Raw genomic sequence first — 18,046 nt, forward strand, 5'->3', positions numbered from 1 at the left:
GAGAAAAATTTATTGTAATATGTTTAAAACTATTAAGAATGACTTACCAGCGAGTATAGTCGTATTTTTTGTTGCACTACCATTATGTTTAGGTATTGCATTAGCAAGTGGTGCCCCCCTTTTTTCAGGATTAATAGCAGGAATTATAGGAGGTGTTGTTGTTGGATCTTTAAGTGGCTCAAAAATTGGAGTTAGTGGACCAGCTGCAGGTTTAGCAGCAATTGTTTTAACAGCTATAGGAACCTTAGGAGGATATCAAAACTTTTTAGTAGCTGTTGTATTAGGAGGTATTATTCAATTGTTATTTGGGGTTTTAAAAGCAGGGATTATTGGATACTATTTCCCATCTTCAGTAATTAAGGGGATGTTAACAGGTATTGGAATTATTATTATTTTAAAACAAATACCTCATTTTTTTGGATATGATGCCAATCCTGAGGGTGATTTATTTTTCTTTGAAGTAGACAGTAAAGGGACTTTTTCAGAACTAATAGGTACTATAAACCATATAAAGCTAGGCTCTGCTTTAATTGGTATAATAGGATTAGCTATTTTAATACTTTGGGATAAAGTATTATCTAAAAAAGGAAAGATATTTCAATTAGTACAAGGACCATTAGTCGCTGTTGTGATTGGGATTATCTTTTTTATTATGACACAGTCAAATGAAGCGTTGGCAATATCGCAATCACATTTAGTGAGTGTACCAGTTCCTGAAGATGCTTCATCGTTTTTCGGTCAATTTAGTTTTCCTAATTTTAATGTTATCACTAAACCAGATGTATGGATTGTTGCATTTACTATTGCATTAGTAGCAAGTTTAGAAACCTTACTGTGCGTAGAAGCAACCGATAAGTTAGATCCTAACAAAAATGTAACACCTACTAATAGAGAATTGTTAGCTCAAGGTACAGGTAATATTCTTTCTGGGCTAGTTGGAGGTTTACCAATAACACAAGTAATTGTTAGGAGTTCGGCAAATATTCAATCAGGAGGTGTATCAAAAATGTCAGCAATTATTCATGGGTTTTTCTTAATAATATCGGTTATTTTAATCCCTAGATTACTGAACATGATTCCATTATCTGTTCTAGCTGCTATATTATTAGTTGTTGGTTATAAGTTGGCAAAACCTTCGTTATTTAAAAAAATGGCTAAGTTAGGGTGGAAACAATCCATTCCATTTACAGTAACTGTTTTAGGTATTGTATTTATAGATCTTCTATACGGAATTGGACTAGGACTAGGAATAGGTATTATTGTTATCCTTATTAAAAGTTATCAAAACTCACATTTTCTACATATTGAAGATAAAAGTAATGGAAAGCATAAAATAAAAATGACATTTGCCGAAGAAGTTACGTTTTTTAATAAAGGAGCAATCCTTAAAGAATTAGATAGCCTACCAAGGGATACCTATTTAGAATTAGATGTTAGGAAAACAAGATATTTAGATAATGATATTATTGAGATTTTAGAAGATTTTGCATTTAAAGCAAATGAAAGAAACATTGATATTAAATTGATTTCAGAACGTGGTATTGTTGAAAACCCATCAAGCTTTATTGAGTTTTTTAAATTGAGGCCCAAAACAACTTAAACCTAAAAATCATGAAAAATAATACAAATAAATATAAGATATTAGTCCTTTCAGATTTAAAAAAATCTACAAATGCAACATTAAAAAGCACAGTCAGTTTAGCTAAAATGATAAATGGAAGCATAGAATTTTTCCATGTTAAAAAGCCCAGTGACGTTGTAGAAAAAGAAAGCCAATTATCAGCTATGCGTACTATAAATAAGGGGCATTTTGCAATTGAAAAGGAAATACAAGACTTGATAACACCTATTTCCAAAGATTACGGAGTAAACATAAATTATTCATTTACCTATGGAAATGTAAAGGATGAAATGCGTAAATACATTAAACTTAATAAACCCGACATAATTGTTTTAGGTAAAAGAAAATCTAAACCACTTAATTTTATGTATGGTATTACAAATTTTATTCTTAAAGAACATGATGGTGTAATAATGCTAGCAGATAATGATAATGTATTGGAACCAAATAAAGACATATCACTTGGTTTGCTAAACGGGGTTGAAGAATCATTTAATTTAGAGTTTATTGAAGACTTGATAAATCAAACACAAAAGCCTTTGAAATCTTTTAAAATTGGTAAAAGCGATTCAGATACAAGTACAAAAACGAATAAGCATATCAATAAAAAAGTGATTGAATATGTCTTTGAAGCAAGTGACAATACCACTGATAATCTTTCTAATTATGTATCAAAAAATAATATTAACTTATTATGCGTAAATAGAGAAAAGAAAAGTACCGTGAAAAACGAAAACACATCAGCTTCCGATATTAAGACTTTTATAGGGAAGCTCAATGTTTCATTCCTAGTTACGGGAGGACAAAGACTATCAGTACAATAATTTTATAAAAATAAATTTAATTAAAAAATTATGAAAGCACATACAAAAGAAACACAAGCAGCAATGACACCTAACAAGTCATTGGAATATTTAAAAGAAGGAAATCAAAGATTTCAGGATAATTTAAAAGCAGATAGAAATTTATTGGATCAGGTTAAAGACACGAGCAATGGGCAATACCCATTTGCAACTATTTTAAGCTGTATAGATTCCAGAGTGTCTTCAGAATTAATTTTTGATCAAGGTATAGGTGATATTTTTAGCGCCAGAGTAGCAGGGAATTTTGTAAATGAAGATATTTTAGGAAGTATGGAATTTGCCTGTAAACTGGCAGGAACCAAGCTCGTAGTTGTGTTAGGGCATACAAGTTGTGGAGCTGTAAAAGGAGCTTGTGACAATGCTAAAATGGGGAACTTAACCAAACTTATTGAAAAAATTACACCAGCAGTAAATGCCGTTTCTGAGCCTCAAGATGCAAGTTTACGAAATTCAAAAAACATAGAATTTGTAGATAATGTTTCTAAGAAAAATGTTGAGTTAACTATTGAAAGAATTATGAAAGAAAGTGAAGTATTAGCAGACATGCAAAATAATGGCGAGATTATGATCATTGGAGCTATGTACGATATTCATTCAGGTGCCGTGACATTCTATGAGTAAAAAACTTATAGATGAAAAACAATATTATGAAAATAAAAGTAAGTATGGTAGCATTAATCATGGCATTAATGTCTCCCTTACTTATGCAAAGTCAAGATAGTGATTTTGGTAATTGGCTAATATACATAGGTAACAAAAAACTTAACCCGAAGTGGAATATCCATAACGAGATTCAATACAGAAACTATAATGCTATTGGAGACCTTGAACAACTGCTTTTAAGAACAGGTTTGGGGTATACCTTTAATGAAAGCAAGAATAACGTATTACTAGGTTATGGCTATATCCTTTCGGAAAACTATATAGGAAATTCGGATGATAAAGTGTCTGTTAATGAACATAGAATTTTTCAGCAGTTTACATCAAAACAAAAGATAGGGCGTGTAAAATTAAATCATCGATATAGATTTGAACAACGTTTTGTTGAAGATGATTTTAAATTACGATTTCGTTATTTTTTAGCGTTAAATATCCCTTTCTTTAACAGAGAGAATCAAAATAGTAAATATTATTTTTCTGCATACAATGAAATATTTTTAAATACCAAAACTGCTATTTTTGATAGAAATAGGGTGTATGCAGGTATTGGTTATAATATCAATAAGAGTATAAGACTAGAAGCAGGCTACATGAATCAATTTTTCGAAACCAGTAGCAGAGATCAATTCAATATTATCACTTTCGTTACATTTTAAGTAAATTTTAGTTAAAAAAACCAATACCTTTGAGTGTTGGGTTTTTTTTTGGGTCAAAATGAATTAACTTAGAACTTCTAAACTTTTACTTAAAACATGAAAAATCTTTTTTCAAACATAAGAGGAGATGCTTTTGGTGGTATTACTGCGGGCATAGTCGCATTACCCTTAGCGCTTGCTTTTGGAGTGTCTTCTGGGTTAGGTCCTACAGCAGGATTATATGGTGCTATTTTTATTAGTTTTTTTGCTGCTCTTTTTGGAGGAACTAACACTCAGATTTCTGGGCCAACAGCACCAATGACGGCGGTTAGTATGCTTGTTATAGCAGGTATAATTGCAACTAATGATGGCGATGTTAATAAGGCACTACCAGTAATTCTTACTGTATTTTTGTTAACAGGATTAATGCAAGTTGGGTTAGGCATTTTAGGTTTAGGAAAGTACATAAGGTACATTCCTTACCCTGTAGTTTCAGGTTTTATGACTGCTATTGGAGTTATTATATTACTAACTCAAATTTTACCTTCTATAGGGTATTACCCAAAAGAAGATATGGAGTTTGTTAACACATTTAAAGCACAAGCAGAAAATGTTATTCTTAGAAATATTATCGAAGAAGAAAAAAGTGAAGGTATTTTAGTATTGGAGAATTTTAAAGAAACGATATCCAGATCTGAAGCCATTTCGCAAGACGATATTTTAAGGGAATCTCAAACATTAGCTAAAAATGAAAGTAAAAAAGCTTTCGGAATAATAAAGATTCTTCCAAGAGCATTACAAAAGATTAATTGGTTAGAATTAATATTAGCCTTAGGGACTATTTTTATCATTTATGGTTTTAAACGTATTACTAAAGCAGTACCGAGTACATTAGTCGCTTTAATAGTTATGTCTGGAATTGCGGTTGGTTTTGGGTTAAACTATAGACCCATTGAAGAAATTCCGAGCGGATTACCTATTCCAAATTTAGAAATTTTCACAAGTTTTAAGTTAAGTAGTGTAACTCCATATGTTTTTACTGCATTAACATTGGCTTTATTAGGAGCGATAGATTCACTGCTAACTAGTGTTGTTGCCGATAATATGACAAAAACGAAACATAAGCCAAATAAGGAACTGGTAGGTCAAGGTATAGGTAATAGTATTGCTGCAATCTTTGGAGGTATTCCAGGAGCAGGAGCAACTATTAGAACGGTAGTAAATATTACCTCTGGTGGTAAAACAAAATTATCAGGGATGATTGCTGGCGTTCTATTATTAATAATATTGTTAGCCTTAGGACCTGTAGCGTCAAAAATTCCTGCGGCAGTCCTAGCTGGTATTTTAATAACAGTTGGTATCGGTGTTATGGATTACAAAGGCTTAAAGGCAATTCCAAGTTTACCAAGAGATATAAAATTGGGGCCGTTAAAACTAAGCTCAGAAGTATTGATTATGCTTGTTGTTCTGTTACTTTCTACTTTTTGGGACTTAATTTATGCTGTTGGTATTGGGCTTGTAATAGCGTCTTTAATGTTTATGAAGAAAATAGGGGATTTAACCGCAGAACGTTCAGATGTAAAACCACTTAAAGAAGAAGCTTGGGCAGATGAAGCTAACTTCCCCGATAACTTAAAAGAAGAAGTTTTTATAAAACACTTAAAGGGACCATTGTTCTTTGGATCAACAAGTGATTTTCAGCAATTAACAGCACAAATTCCTGATACTGCTAAAACTGTTGTTATAAGGTTAGGGCGTATGCAATATATGGACCAATCTGGCTTATACGCTATGGAAGATATGCTTCAGGACTTAAATAAAAAAGGTATTGAAGTCTTGTTTGTTGGGTTGTTAAGACAGCCGAAGTATATGATGGAACGAATAGATATTATACCAGATTTAATTCCAAGAGAACATATATTTGATGATTTTGAACACTGTATGGAATGGATTAAAACAAATGTAAAAGACATACATCCAAGTTAAAGTTATAGAGATTTATCATTAAAGTTAATAGAGGTCTAAAAAGTAAATAAAATTGAATGTCTTGAACGAAATCGATAGGCTCGAACGGACAAAAATTAGACTTTTTAGACCTCTATTATATAAGTTTTGGAGTTGTTTTAAACTTCTAACGCCAATATTATAAAAAATCTTTATAAATAACGTACGTCAATATTTACTAATAGTTAAAATGTTGTAATATCCGTATTTGGTTGATAAACATAATTAAATGTATAATAAGGTGTACCATCAGTAAAGGCATCGGGGTTGGAGGGAGCATTTTCATAATAGCTTAAGATTTCTACCTTGGCATAAGTACCATCTCTCGTTTTAAACACTAATACTTTCCCAGGAATAGGCATAATTAAATGTGTTGGAGGTCCAGCATAAGTATACCATCCATTTCCACTACCAGAAGCAATGGCGTAGCCCGTACTAGAGTCTTGAACAAATAATGCCGTATCAACATTTGTAATAGAAGCCATAGTTCCGTTAGCAATATAAACAGCAGCATCACCTGTTCTATTTGGTTCATCTGTAGTCCCTAAAGAAGTTCCACCATTAACAATAATTGAAGTACCCCTAAAAGCAATATCCCAATCAGTTTCATGTGTTGTTGTTTTACCTAATATAAAATCAAACTTTGTAAAAAGTCCAGACACTGGTTGTCCTTGTCCTCCAGATTGTGGTGCGTATAAATTTGAAATAGTTTTAGACTCTATATTTAATAAAGGTTTAGAATCATTATCGCTGCTACAAGAAGAGAAAGCTATAAATAAGGTTACTAATGTTAAAAAATTGATTGTTTTCATGGTATTTGTTGTATTAAAATTTAATGTTAAGTTTTCCATATATAATACGACCAGCAATGTTGCTGATGTTTTGTGTGTCTGTGAAGCCGAATAGATTATCAATTCCGAAACTCAATCCATAGTTTTTGTAAAAGGTTTTATTTACAGCAAAATCGATAATAGAATACCCATTGACAAACTCATCATACGTGTCTAAATAGGTGTTTCCATTAGTGTCTAATAAACCATATTTACTTCGATACGTTCCTCTAATATTGGTGTCTAGATTCCAGTTAGGAATTTTATAAAAGACTTTTAAATTAGCCATGTGTCGGGATCTGTTATACAACCCGAAATAGTCGTTTTTTTTGAGTTGAAAAGAAGGAGCACTTGGATGTTCTCTGGCAAAAACGCTTCCGTTTTCAAAAGCTTCTTCTGCATCTGTATCCTTAGCAAACAAAAGTTGATAACCGCCTGAAATTTTAAACTGATCTGTAGGATTCCAGGTAGAATTAAACTCTAAGCCTTTCGTATATACTTTATTGACATTGTAATAACTGAATACATTTTGACCATTAGTTTTATTAGCTATTACTCTTAGATCAATAAGATCATTAATGCTATTTCTGAAAAAGTTTAAACCAAATTTTAATTTAGGAGATAAACTATAATCAATTCCAATGTTAATGCTGATAGAGTTTTCAGGATTTAAAGCATCTTCAAAATCAGAAGCAGGTACAATAATATTAGCTAATTGCCCTTGAGATTCTAATGCGGGTATAGCAGTTGTAACGGCATTATATCCTAAAACAGTATAACCAACGGTTGTATTTGTAAAATCGAAATATAATTGCCTAAAATCGGGAGCCTTAAACCCATAACCAATAGCACCTTTTATTGCCAGTTTATCATTTAATCCATAGCGGATGGCAGCCTTTGGACTAAATTGAGATTTGTATTTGTTATGGTTGTCAAATCGAGCTCCTAAAATAATATTGAGCTTTTCAATAGGTGTACTATCATATTGAAGATAGAGGTAAGGAGAATTAAATATAGGTTTTAAGGAAAAATATGTTCTGTTCAATGTTTCATGATTAAACCCAGCTCCTCCTATAAAAGCCTCTTTATCATTCGGGTTATATGTTGCTCTAATTTCTGGACGAATTAATAATTGATTGTAGTGGCTATTACTAAATTGAGTACCATCTTCATTGTCTAAATAATCTTTTGCAATATATCGAGTAGCATAAAATTCAAAATAACTACGCCATTTTTTATCATAAACATGGCTTAATTTTAAATGCGTATTCCATTCGTTTATATCACTTTCTCCTTTTAATTCAGTTGAGGCTACATAATCTTGATTTTGATTATAATACTTGCTGGAAATAAAAAGATTAGTTGCCTCTGAAAAATCATAGGTGATTTTTGAGTTGAATGTGTAATTGCTAAAAGGGTCGACGGTGTTTAGATCGTCACCATCAATTAAATCATAACCATCACTACTATATCTATTAAAAAATGCACTAATCCCTAATTTTTGTTTTTTATAATGTATTGTCGAACTTAAATCATGGCTGCCAAAGGATCCTAATCTATAATTCACATTTCCACTGAAGCCCTTTTTAATATTTTCGGTTATAATATTTATAACACCGCCTAAAGCTTCGCTTCCGTAAAGACTAGAAGAGGCGCCTTTAACAATTTCAATCTGTTTTATATTGCCAACCGTAATCCTGCTAAGGTTTAAAGTACCAGCAGAGCGCCCAACAAGAGGAACACCATCTATAAGAATTAAAGTGTATTGAGAATCTAAGCCTTGAAGTTGAATACCTTCACCACCTCCAAAATCAGGGATAGTAATTAGACCTGTTTGCTCATTCAGGATATCATTTAAACGAATAGAATTAGATTGTTTTATGTCTTCTTTAGAAACAATTTGAGCTGGAAGAGGTAAGGAAGATAATTGTCTAATGGTCCGTGTGGCTGTAATTATAACATCATCTAAATATTCTGTTTTTGTAGAATCCTTTGTAATCGCTTTAGATTCTTGAGAAAATAAAGTGCTCCCCAAAAAAAGCGAAAAATAAATGCAAAAATATTTTTTATTTAGAATCATTCTTAATTAAATTTGCCACAAATATATAAGTTATTTTAATTTAGTCTAAATAAGAACAATTAATTTTTTAACTTTTTTTAATTATTAAAAACAAACCTTTAAAAATGAAACAATTAACACTACTATCATTATTGATTTTAACATTTTCATCAGTTGGAAATACACAAGAGAAAAAAACTAAAGACCAAAAAGCTATAAAAGATATGTGTGGCTGTTATGAAGTAAAGTTTAAATATGCTGAAACATTTTCACCAGATATTGCTTATGAAAAAGCGTATGATTATAGAGCATCTGCCTTAGAATGGGCTGAATTAGTAGTTGATAAAGAAAACAAAATAGGCATTCAGCATTTGTTGATTGTGAATGATACGATGGTTATTAAGCATTGGCGTCAAGACTGGGAATTTCAAAACCAATATGTGTTTAATTATAAATCTAAAAATACTTGGGGTATAAAAAAGTTTTCGAAAGAAGATGTTAGTGGTCAATGGACGCAAAAAGCATATCAGGTAGATGATAGTCCTCGTTATTCAGGTTCAGCAACATGGGTTCATGTCGATGGAAAAAGTTATTGGGCAAACAAAACAGATGCACCATTACCAAGGAGAGAATACTCTAAACGAGATGATTATAATATTATGAACAGAGGTAATAATGTGCAGCTTACAGGCTATGGATGGTTACATGAACAGGATAATGACAAGATTATTCGTGTTGATGGAGAAAAAGATGAGTTATTAGTACAAGAAAAAGGATATAATATTTATAGGAAAATTGCGGATGAAAAATGTAAACTTGCGAAAGATTGGTGGAAAAAAAACAATAAAATTTGGAAAAAAGTAAGACAAGAATGGGATCATGTTCTTGCAAAAAATAAAGAAATAAAATTAAAAGAGAAAGTAGATGATAAAAAGCTGTATCAATATTTATTTGCTTTAGAGAATAATGCAAACAAAAAAGACATTGAAGCAATTATTAACCAGTTTTTAAATTAGTATTCATTCAGTTTAACAGCATATTTTTATCATGGAAGATATAAACACTATTTACTATAATAACTTTGGAATAGCTTTTCAATGGAAAAGATGTGCTGTTAAAGATTTTAAGAAGATTCAATTAGTCTTTAGAGGCACAGGGTTATTACTAACGTCCAATGAATTGATGGTATTCTCTAAAAACATTGATAAATCATTAAATAGTAATTGTTCATGTATAGATTGTATGGAATATAAAACGTGTAAATCTATATTGGTAGAGGCTCCAAACCAGCAAACTACTTTCGCTATGACTTACACAGAAATAAAGGACATACAGGATTTAGTAAAAGGAACTTTATTTCAAATGGGATTAAATAAAATACTTAATGATAATACAATTAAATAGTTTAAACTTTACCTGCTTCTGTAGTATCCTCCTCCTCATTTTCATCAGAATCTAAAATGTTTGGAAGGATCATAGGAACCAAAGATTTTACGGGGTTATAGAATACTGCAGCTTCTAAGTCATCTTCATTTGCAAACGGTATTGCACTATTCATTTTATCAAAAATGATTAAAACCACACTTAAAATCAATGCAATTTTAAGACCTCCAAAAAGACCGCCAAGGATTTTATTTATAATACCCAGGGCAGCAAAATTTGCTAGTTTAGTTAGAGCCTTTCCTGCTAATGCAATAGCTAAAACAATGATTACAAAAGTTATTATAAAAGCAGCAATATTAATGGTTTTTTCATTCCAATCTACTTTACTTTCTAAAAATTCACCAGCAAAATTGCTAAAATGTATCGCGCCATAAACTCCGGCAATTAAGGCAACTAAAGAGGCAACTTCAACAAAAAGCCCTTTCATAAAACCGCGAATAAGTCCGAATAAAATTAAAGCTCCTAAAACAATGTCTATAATACCCATGATTAATTAGAATTTAAACAAATATAAAATAATAGTCACACTTAGGTTTATTAACTTTGTCTCTTTGTAAATTATTATGTCTAGAGACGAACAATTAAAAGAACGTTGGCAATTGGTAGTAAAAAAACTATCCGATCAATTTGCAGATGGCGAGGCCTTAGATCTAGATGCTATTATCTATTTAATAGGTGTTCAAGAACTTGGTCAACTAGATAGAAGCTTTAAAAAAGATCAGAAGTTAGATCTTATGCATATTGCAATCTGTAAGTTGCTGATGCCCTATGGGTATTACGAACTTGACTTTGTAGATGAAGAAGGTTGGCCACATTATAAAACCCTGGAAGCGTTACCTCATTTAAAAGCAGGTGAACAAAGTGTTTTAATGAAAGAAGCCATCGTGAACTATTTTTTAGAAACTGAATATATTAATTAGTTTTTAGTCGTTACTTTTAAGAAAACAAAAAATTAAGCTTTTCACAAAAAATTAAATAGGATAAGTTTACCCTAAGTGAAGTCTAAGGCTGAATCCTTAACGCAGATCTCGATAAATTGATTAAATTTGCATTCATTTTTGAAATGACACCATGATAGATAAAATAAAAGAACTCATAGCTGAAGCTGAAGCCTTTAAAACACAATCTAAAGAAGAAGTAGAAGCATTTCGTATAAAATATTTAGGCAAAAAGGGATTGTTAAATGACTTTTTTGCTGAGTTTAAAAATGTAGCAAACGATCAGAAAAAAGAGTTTGGTCAAACTATTAATAAGCTTAAAAAGACAGCTGAAGATAAGGTAAATGCCTTAAAAGATGAGCTTGAAAGCAAAGAAGACATAAAAGGTGTTTATGGTGATTTATCACGTCCGGGCGAGCCTGTTCAGATTGGTGCACGTCATCCAATTTCTATTGTGAAAAATCAAATTATAGATATCTTTTCTCGTATCGGTTTTAATGTTAGTGAAGGTCCCGAAATAGAAGATGATTGGCATAATTTTACAGCCTTAAACTTACCAGAGTATCATCCGGCACGTGATATGCAGGATACGTTTTTTATTCAAACAGATCCAGATATTTTATTACGTACACATACAAGTTCTGTGCAAGTGCGTTACATGGAAAATAATAAACCGCCTATACGTACTATTTCTCCCGGTAGAGTTTATAGAAATGAAGCCATATCTGCACGATCACACTGTTTTTTCCATCAAGTAGAAGGCTTATATATAGATAAAGATGTGAGTTTTGCAGATTTAAAACAAACCCTTCAGCACTTTACTACCGAAATGTTTGGAAAATCTAAAATACGATTACGTCCATCGTACTTTCCTTTTACAGAACCAAGCGCAGAAATAGATGTGTATTGGGGATTAGAAACCGAAACTGATTATAAGATTACCAAAGGTACAGGTTGGCTGGAAATAGGAGGTTGTGGTATGGTAGATCCTAATGTTTTAGAAAACTGCAAAATAGACCCAACAGAATATTCTGGGTTCGCATTTGGAGTAGGTATAGATCGTATAGCGATGTTATTACATCAAATAGGAGACATTCGTTTATTGAGTGAGAATGATGTGCGTTTCTTGGAGCAGTTTAAGAGTGCTTTATAATTGTTTTGTCATTCCTGCTGTTTATACTGAACTTGATTCAGTAAGGTAGGATCTTAAAAATAGAAACCGAATGACGATAAAGAGGACTTCTGCTTTCGTAGTAATAACAAGAAATGAAAAAAGACATCCATATTCCTAAAGTTGAAGGTGTTTACATAGCCATTGTAAATGAATACAATGACATTTATAAAACTCAAGATTGGAATGCTTACATAATCAACGATAAAGACATTGATTTAGAAATGATTCTTATTGTTACCAGTGGTTATTCTGAGAAAAAAATGACTTCTATATTCAGAAAGAAACTAGATAAGCTTCCAAAAAAAAGTTATGCAAAAATAGAACTGATGCAAGAAGAGTTATTCGCTCTCAATAACACTTTTAAAGTCTCTTTTTTTGAAGGTAATGCTATGTTTGACAAAACCTATTTATTTAGAAAGAACACCATTAATTTAAAAGCGTTACAACCAGTGCCTTTAATGGATGTAAAAGGGGTTTTGATGAAATAAACCCTTCCGTCTTTAATTCTTTTTGTTGGAATTAAATCCGTTTTTCCTTAAAAGAAGGGAAGGATTTAGTCGGGTTTTATTTTAAGTTTTAAAGAAATATATTAAGTTCCAGTAAAAGACCTTTTTAATCCAACTTCTCAGTTAATTTTTTAAACACTTTTTTAGGATTTTTGTTTTCATATAAAATCTGGTAAACCGCATTAATAATAGGAAGTTGTGTTTTTTTAGTGTTTTTCAGATTGAGTAAATGAGCACTTTTTGTCGCATAATAGCCTTCAGCTACCATATTCATTTCCATTTGAGCAGATTTTACAGTATAGCCTTTACCAATCATATTACCAAACATGCGATTTCTAGAGAAAACCGAATAGCCGGTTACTAACAAATCACCCAAATAAGCAGAGTTATTAATGTTACGCTTCATTTTGTGCATTTTTTTAATAAAACGTTTCATTTCACGTATGGCATTACTCATTAACACACTTTGGAAGTTATCACCATAACCTAAACCATGAGCAATTCCGGCGGCAATAGCATATATGTTTTTTAACATAACGGCGTATTCTACACCTATAATATCATCGCTCACCTTAGTTTTTATATAGTCACTGGATAATTTATTAGCAATCGTTTTTGCTTTTCCTGTATCCGAACATGAGATAGTTAGGTAAGATAATCGCTCTAAAGCAACCTCTTCTGCGTGGCAAGGACCAGCAATAACCGCAATATTATCATAAGGAATATTATAAGCCTCATGAAAATGTTCGCCAACCAAAAGTCCTGTTTCGGGCATAATACCTTTTACGGCAGATACTATTGTTTTATTAGAAATGTCGATATTTAGTTTTTCTAACTCACCATGAATAAAAGCAGAAGGAATTACAAAAAATAAAACATCTGCATAAGCAGCTATCTCGTTAATGTCGTTACTAATTTTTAGTTGTTCTAAGTGAAATTCAACCGAGCTTAAATAATTAGGGTTATGCTGCTCTTTTAATAAATGCTCTTTAGTGTAAACACTTCGCATATACCAACCAACTTCATCTAAATTTTCGCAAAGCATTTTCACAATTGCTGTAGCCCAACTTCCAGCTCCAAACACTGCATATTTTAAAGGTTTATCCATAAATAACTAATCAGTTTCGGTTCAAAAATACACAAAATAATAATCATTACTTAGTCAAAAAAGATTAAGAAATTGTTTTTTGGCACGCGTTTTGAAAACATAAAAGTATAAAACATAAAAATGTTTGATTATGAGGACAGTAAAATTACTTTTAAGCTTTGCTATAACAGCAACATTGTTTACATCGTGCTATACAGAAGTAAATATTGAAGACGGACTAGAACCAGGAATATCTATAAATCAATTATTAAATTCACATGAATTATGGTATGTTGATATTAATAGCACTAAAGGATTTGGTGAAACACCTTTTTTACAAAAAGCATTTACAATATCTTTTAGAAATGGTGTGATATATGCAAATAATAATATCGTTGGATTAGGTGAAAATGGAAATGGTTTTGGTATTGATGTTGGAGAATATGATGCTTATGATATGGTTTTAGATGTTTCTCATGATATTGACGGATTTGAAACTTTTGATGTTTTTCAAATAGATAGCAATACGATTGAGCTTTATAATCCTAATAACGATACGTCTTATTTTCTGGAAGGTTATCAACGTAGTAATTTTGATTACGATTTTGTTTTCTATGATAACATTCATTATTTCTTACAAGAATATGAAGCCTGGGAAAAGACATATACGAGTGAGTTTGGAGCTATAAATGAATTTGATAATGAAAATTATTTACAGTTTTTAGCAGGAGGAAACGACTCAACATTCCAAAGTTCACAAGATGAAAATGGGACTTCTACAAATAATCTTATATGGGATTATACAGGAATATATGGTGTAGGAGATGTTAATGGAGATATGTATTTAAAAACTTTAACATTAGATTATGATTTCTTCAACAATGAATACTTTGAATTGAGCGTTATAAATGATGGAAAGATAGAGTTGTTTCACCCATCGTCTGAAACAGTTTATGAATTTGAAGGTAGAGGTTATATACAATACCTGAAAAATGGAGATACAAAAGCAAAAGGAAAAACTACGGTTGATAAAAAGCGTAAGTTTAGAAAAAATAAAGTAGAAAACCCAAGAGAAAATACTAGGGTTAAATAAAAATTTTGGTTGGTTATTTAGTTTAGAAACCGTTTAAAGAATTATTCTTTAGGCGGTTTCTTTTTTGTTTTGATCTAAACGAATTTTCTCGAGGCTTACAGAGAGGTTTCCACTGAAATTATTCGTTTCAGGAAATTCTTTATTAAAAAAACATATAGTATGTGACTTTCTCTTTTTTTTAGTGTCTAAAAAACATAAACCCTCAAAAACATATTAAAAATTATGGGATTGTTTTCATTTATTAAAGATGCTGGTGCTAAAATATTTGGGATTGGTACAACAACTGAAGAAGATACCGCCGAAGCAGTTGCAGAAGAACTTAAATTAGAAAAGGCTGCCGCCGAAAAACTTAAGGAAACAATTGTAGATTTACAATTACAAGTAGAAAATTTGGATATTTTTATCGACGATGATATTGCAATTATTAAAGGATTAGCTTACGATCAGACTACTAAAGAAAAAGTAGTATTGGTTGTTGGAAACTCTAAAGGCATAGCTATTGTTGATGATCAAATGGAAGTAGAGCAAACAGAACCTGAAGCGCAATTCCACACTGTAATTAGTGGTGATACTTTAGGGAAAATTGCAAAGGAATTTTATAATGATGCTATGAAATACCCAGTTATTTTTGAAGCTAATAAACCAATGCTTTCAGACCCAGATAAGATATACCCAGGACAGTTATTACGTATCCCAGTTCTGGGCTAGAATCTATTTAATAGCATAAATAGTTTTTATAGCCAACTAAATTTAGTTGGCTATACTTGTGAGTTTTGTTTAATGCTTTTTATTTGGTGTTATGAAGTATGTAATTTATGAATTATAAAGAAGGGTCTTAATAGCACTTTGCTATTGATTGTTTTTTTCGCTAAGAAGCTTAAGTATTTTTTGACCTTCGTGTTCTCCCCATATGTCCATAACACGTTTTGAGCGTCCAGAATCTATTCCATACTCTTTGTAGAGGTCAAATAAAAGTTTTTTGTAGTGTTCTTTAACCTTGTCTTTAGCATAAAAACAAACTCTGTATGCTGTACTTATATATTTATCTAGACTCTTTTCTTTGGCATATTGTAATGCTCTTTCTGGATGGTCCCGTTCTGTGGCCTTGATTGCATAATAGCGCCCATTTGTTCCTGAATTTATCATATCTTCCAAAAGAGTTTCAAAGCGATTTTTAAATTGTTCGGGAGCTTCTTTTTTGAGAAGGTTGTACATTTCAAGTATAGCCTCACTTTCTTCCTCTTTTTTGACTAGTGTAAGAATATCATCTACATAAGACAGGGCAATTTTTCCAAAACTGGTGATTTGTTTGTTTCGAATTAGAATAGCAGAGTAACTTAAAATCAAACTTAAAATCATGTCTTTTTCTGAAGTAATAAGTTTTTGTTCTTGTAGAATCTTGAATATATATGACGCAAAATCATCACCAGAAACTTTTTCTAGTCGATGAAAAAGCCAAGAAGATAACTTAAACAAATCTAGATATTCATCATCATCTTTTTTTGTGCGGTGAATAATTACTTTTATAATTCGTGTATCAATTTCAGACCAAGGGGCAGAATTATCAACTAGTTTATTATAATCAATACCATTAGATTTATCATTGGGAATCTCATCAGTTAATTCCAGTATATATTTGAATACTTTGCAAGCAGCATCAAAAAAGTAACCTTTTTCATCTTCTTGCGCATATTCATATGCGTTTAATATAGCTTCTTTATAATCATCAGATACATTTGATGTATTAATTTCTTTTTTCGTTATTACTGTTTTTTGCATATGAATCGATATTTTTAAATGCTTACGTTATCCTCATTTTCAGTGAAAATTGATTATAACTTCATAGTACCTAGATATAGTAGCGTTTTAATGAGTTATATCGGTTGTTAAACGAAGTTATTATTATTATCTTATAAAATCAAGCTGATTTTTATAACATATTAGGGTTTCATTTATAAAAGTTCATTTCATCCAAATACTCCCAAACAAATTCCGGAAGCATAGGTTTTACATTTTTACCAGCTTTAATCCCATTGCGTATTAGTGTTGAGGATAACTCCATAATAGGAGCGTCAATGTGATGTATTTTTTTATGACCTTCAAATTGCGTTTCTACCTTGTTTTCAGAAATGCGGGGATAAACGTATATATGGTGATTTTCAAGGATTAATTCATAATTTCTCCATTTATGAAAGCTCTTTAAATTGTCTTCACCCATTATTAAAGAGAATTCATTATCAGGATATTTTTCCTGTAAGTAAGCAAGCGTATTTATAGTGTAATTTGGTTGTGGTAAGTTAAATTCTATATCGCTTGGTTTAAGCTTTGTATAATCTTTAGTGGCGCGATATACCATTTCTAAACGTTGGTAGTTATCTAGTAAACTACGCTTTTTTTTGAATGGATTATGAGGGGTCACAACAAACCAAATTTGGTCTAAATCACTATGTTCGGCTAAATGATTAGCAATAACTAAATGTCCAATATGAATAGGATTAAAAGAACCAAAATATAGCCCAATTTTCATTCTGAATGTTTTAGGAGTTTAGAAAATCACTGACTAATTTATGTGCCTTTTCAAGTGCTTTGTTTAAATCGTCATTTACAACGATAACATCAAATAAAGGCGCTGTTGCTAATTCTGCTGATGCTTTTGCAACACGCATGTTTATTTTGTCTTCGCTTTCTGTTTTACGTTTTTTTAATCTAATTTTTAACTCATCAATGCTTGGTGGCTTTACAAAAATAGCTAAAGTTTCCTCTGGAAATTTTCGCTTTATACGTAAACCTCCAGATACATCAATATCAAAAATAACATGTTTACCCATGGCCCAAATACGCTCTACTTCAGTTTTTAGAGTACCATAAAAATTATCGCGATAGACTTCTTCCCATTCTAAAAATTCATCATTTTTAATTTTAGATTTAAATTCTTTAGCAGATAAAAAATAATAATCTTTTGCATCTATTTCTTCTCCTCGTTTTTCTCGAGAAGTTGCAGATATAGAGAACTCTAAATTCAAATCTTCAATTCCCAATAAATGTCTTACAATAGTTGTTTTTCCAGAGCCAGAAGGCGCAGAAAATACTATGAGTTTACCTTTGTTCAATTTCAATGCGTTTTTAACGTTTA

General features: G+C 31.3%; 19 protein-coding genes. 12 read left to right on the forward strand and 7 right to left on the reverse strand.

Annotated elements, in window-relative coordinates; all coding sequences use genetic code 11:
• Positions 1–19: 19 nt before the first annotated feature.
• The 5 genes from EM932_RS13795 to EM932_RS13815 all read left to right on the forward strand — a co-directional run bounded on the left by EM932_RS13795 (position 20) and on the right by EM932_RS13815 (position 5,765).
• Positions 20–1,600 (forward strand): SulP family inorganic anion transporter, encoded by a 1,581-nt coding sequence (locus EM932_RS13795; RefSeq protein WP_135877778.1) that lies wholly within the window; start codon positions 20–22, stop codon positions 1,598–1,600.
• Between the two features lie 11 nt (positions 1,601–1,611).
• Positions 1,612–2,445 carry a universal stress protein gene (locus EM932_RS13800; protein ID WP_135877779.1) on the forward strand — a complete coding sequence of 278 codons (834 nt, stop codon included), beginning with the start codon at positions 1,612–1,614 and terminating at the stop codon, positions 2,443–2,445.
• A gap of 30 nt (positions 2,446–2,475) precedes the next feature.
• A complete protein-coding gene (locus EM932_RS13805) occupies positions 2,476–3,105 on the forward strand; it encodes a carbonic anhydrase family protein (RefSeq protein ID WP_135877780.1) in 630 nt (209 codons plus the stop codon).
• Positions 3,106–3,116: 11 nt separating this feature from the next.
• On the forward strand, positions 3,117–3,800 hold the full coding sequence (locus tag EM932_RS13810; protein WP_135877781.1) for a DUF2490 domain-containing protein: 684 nt from the start codon (positions 3,117–3,119) through the stop codon (positions 3,798–3,800).
• 96 nt (positions 3,801–3,896) lie between these two features.
• Positions 3,897–5,765, forward strand: a complete 1,869-nt coding sequence (locus tag EM932_RS13815; RefSeq protein WP_135877782.1) for a SulP family inorganic anion transporter — start codon at positions 3,897–3,899, stop codon at positions 5,763–5,765.
• Between the two features lie 203 nt (positions 5,766–5,968).
• On the opposite strand, the gene EM932_RS13820 is transcribed toward EM932_RS13815, so the two are convergent.
• Both EM932_RS13820 and EM932_RS13825 read right to left on the reverse strand, forming a co-directional pair.
• Positions 5,969–6,595, reverse strand: coding sequence for an HmuY family protein (locus tag EM932_RS13820; protein ID WP_135877783.1), 627 nt, complete (start codon positions 6,593–6,595; stop codon positions 5,969–5,971).
• A 13-nt stretch (positions 6,596–6,608) separates the two neighbouring features.
• Positions 6,609–8,693 (reverse strand): TonB-dependent receptor plug domain-containing protein, encoded by a 2,085-nt coding sequence (locus EM932_RS13825; protein WP_135877784.1) that lies wholly within the window; start codon positions 8,691–8,693, stop codon positions 6,609–6,611.
• A gap of 104 nt (positions 8,694–8,797) precedes the next feature.
• Between EM932_RS13825 and EM932_RS13830 the strand changes: the two genes are divergently transcribed.
• Positions 8,798–9,688: a DUF6607 family protein gene (locus EM932_RS13830; protein ID WP_135877785.1), complete on the forward strand. Its 891-nt coding sequence runs from the start codon at positions 8,798–8,800 to the stop codon at positions 9,686–9,688.
• A 31-nt stretch (positions 9,689–9,719) separates the two neighbouring features.
• Positions 9,720–10,076, forward strand: coding sequence for a hypothetical protein (locus EM932_RS13835; RefSeq protein WP_135877786.1), 357 nt, complete (start codon positions 9,720–9,722; stop codon positions 10,074–10,076).
• 1 nt (position 10,077) lies between these two features.
• Here EM932_RS13835 and EM932_RS13840 read toward each other — a convergent pair whose 3' ends face one another.
• On the reverse strand, positions 10,078–10,602 hold the full coding sequence (locus EM932_RS13840; protein WP_135877787.1) for a CvpA family protein: 525 nt from the start codon (positions 10,600–10,602) through the stop codon (positions 10,078–10,080).
• A gap of 76 nt (positions 10,603–10,678) precedes the next feature.
• On the opposite strand from EM932_RS13840, the gene EM932_RS13845 reads away from it, so the two are divergent.
• The 3 genes from EM932_RS13845 to EM932_RS13855 all read left to right on the forward strand — a co-directional run bounded on the left by EM932_RS13845 (position 10,679) and on the right by EM932_RS13855 (position 12,715).
• Entirely contained in the window at positions 10,679–11,035 is a 357-nt protein-coding gene (locus tag EM932_RS13845) for a hypothetical protein (RefSeq protein WP_135877788.1), read from the forward strand.
• Positions 11,036–11,186: 151 nt separating this feature from the next.
• Positions 11,187–12,206, forward strand: a complete 1,020-nt coding sequence (pheS, locus tag EM932_RS13850; protein WP_135877789.1) for a phenylalanine--tRNA ligase subunit alpha — start codon at positions 11,187–11,189, stop codon at positions 12,204–12,206.
• Positions 12,207–12,319: 113 nt separating this feature from the next.
• Positions 12,320–12,715 (forward strand): hypothetical protein, encoded by a 396-nt coding sequence (locus EM932_RS13855; protein WP_135877790.1) that lies wholly within the window; start codon positions 12,320–12,322, stop codon positions 12,713–12,715.
• 124 nt (positions 12,716–12,839) lie between these two features.
• On the opposite strand, the gene EM932_RS13860 is transcribed toward EM932_RS13855, so the two are convergent.
• Positions 12,840–13,841, reverse strand: coding sequence for an NAD(P)H-dependent glycerol-3-phosphate dehydrogenase (locus tag EM932_RS13860; protein ID WP_135877791.1), 1,002 nt, complete (start codon positions 13,839–13,841; stop codon positions 12,840–12,842).
• 130 nt (positions 13,842–13,971) lie between these two features.
• Between EM932_RS13860 and EM932_RS13865 the strand changes: the two genes are divergently transcribed.
• Together EM932_RS13865 and lysM are read left to right on the forward strand one after the other, a co-directional pair.
• Entirely contained in the window at positions 13,972–14,913 is a 942-nt protein-coding gene (locus EM932_RS13865) for a nicotinic acid mononucleotide adenyltransferase (RefSeq protein WP_135877792.1), read from the forward strand.
• 222 nt (positions 14,914–15,135) lie between these two features.
• Positions 15,136–15,621: a peptidoglycan-binding protein LysM gene (gene lysM / locus EM932_RS13870; RefSeq protein ID WP_135877793.1), complete on the forward strand. Its 486-nt coding sequence runs from the start codon at positions 15,136–15,138 to the stop codon at positions 15,619–15,621.
• A gap of 141 nt (positions 15,622–15,762) precedes the next feature.
• Here lysM and EM932_RS13875 read toward each other — a convergent pair whose 3' ends face one another.
• The 3 genes from EM932_RS13875 to gmk form a co-directional block, all read right to left on the reverse strand.
• Positions 15,763–16,692, reverse strand: coding sequence for a hypothetical protein (locus EM932_RS13875; RefSeq protein ID WP_135877794.1), 930 nt, complete (start codon positions 16,690–16,692; stop codon positions 15,763–15,765).
• A 169-nt stretch (positions 16,693–16,861) separates the two neighbouring features.
• The gene (gene nadD, locus EM932_RS13880; RefSeq protein ID WP_135877795.1) at positions 16,862–17,440 is read right to left on the reverse strand and encodes a nicotinate (nicotinamide) nucleotide adenylyltransferase; all 579 of its coding nucleotides are present in this window, start codon (positions 17,438–17,440) and stop codon (positions 16,862–16,864) included.
• Between the two features lie 10 nt (positions 17,441–17,450).
• The gene (gene gmk / locus EM932_RS13885) at positions 17,451–18,023 is read right to left on the reverse strand and encodes a guanylate kinase (RefSeq protein ID WP_135877796.1); all 573 of its coding nucleotides are present in this window, start codon (positions 18,021–18,023) and stop codon (positions 17,451–17,453) included.
• Positions 18,024–18,046 lie beyond the last annotated feature (23 nt).

The organism is Flavivirga rizhaonensis, from assembly GCF_004791695.1.
Classification (GTDB): Bacteria; Bacteroidota; Bacteroidia; order Flavobacteriales; family Flavobacteriaceae; genus Flavivirga; species Flavivirga rizhaonensis.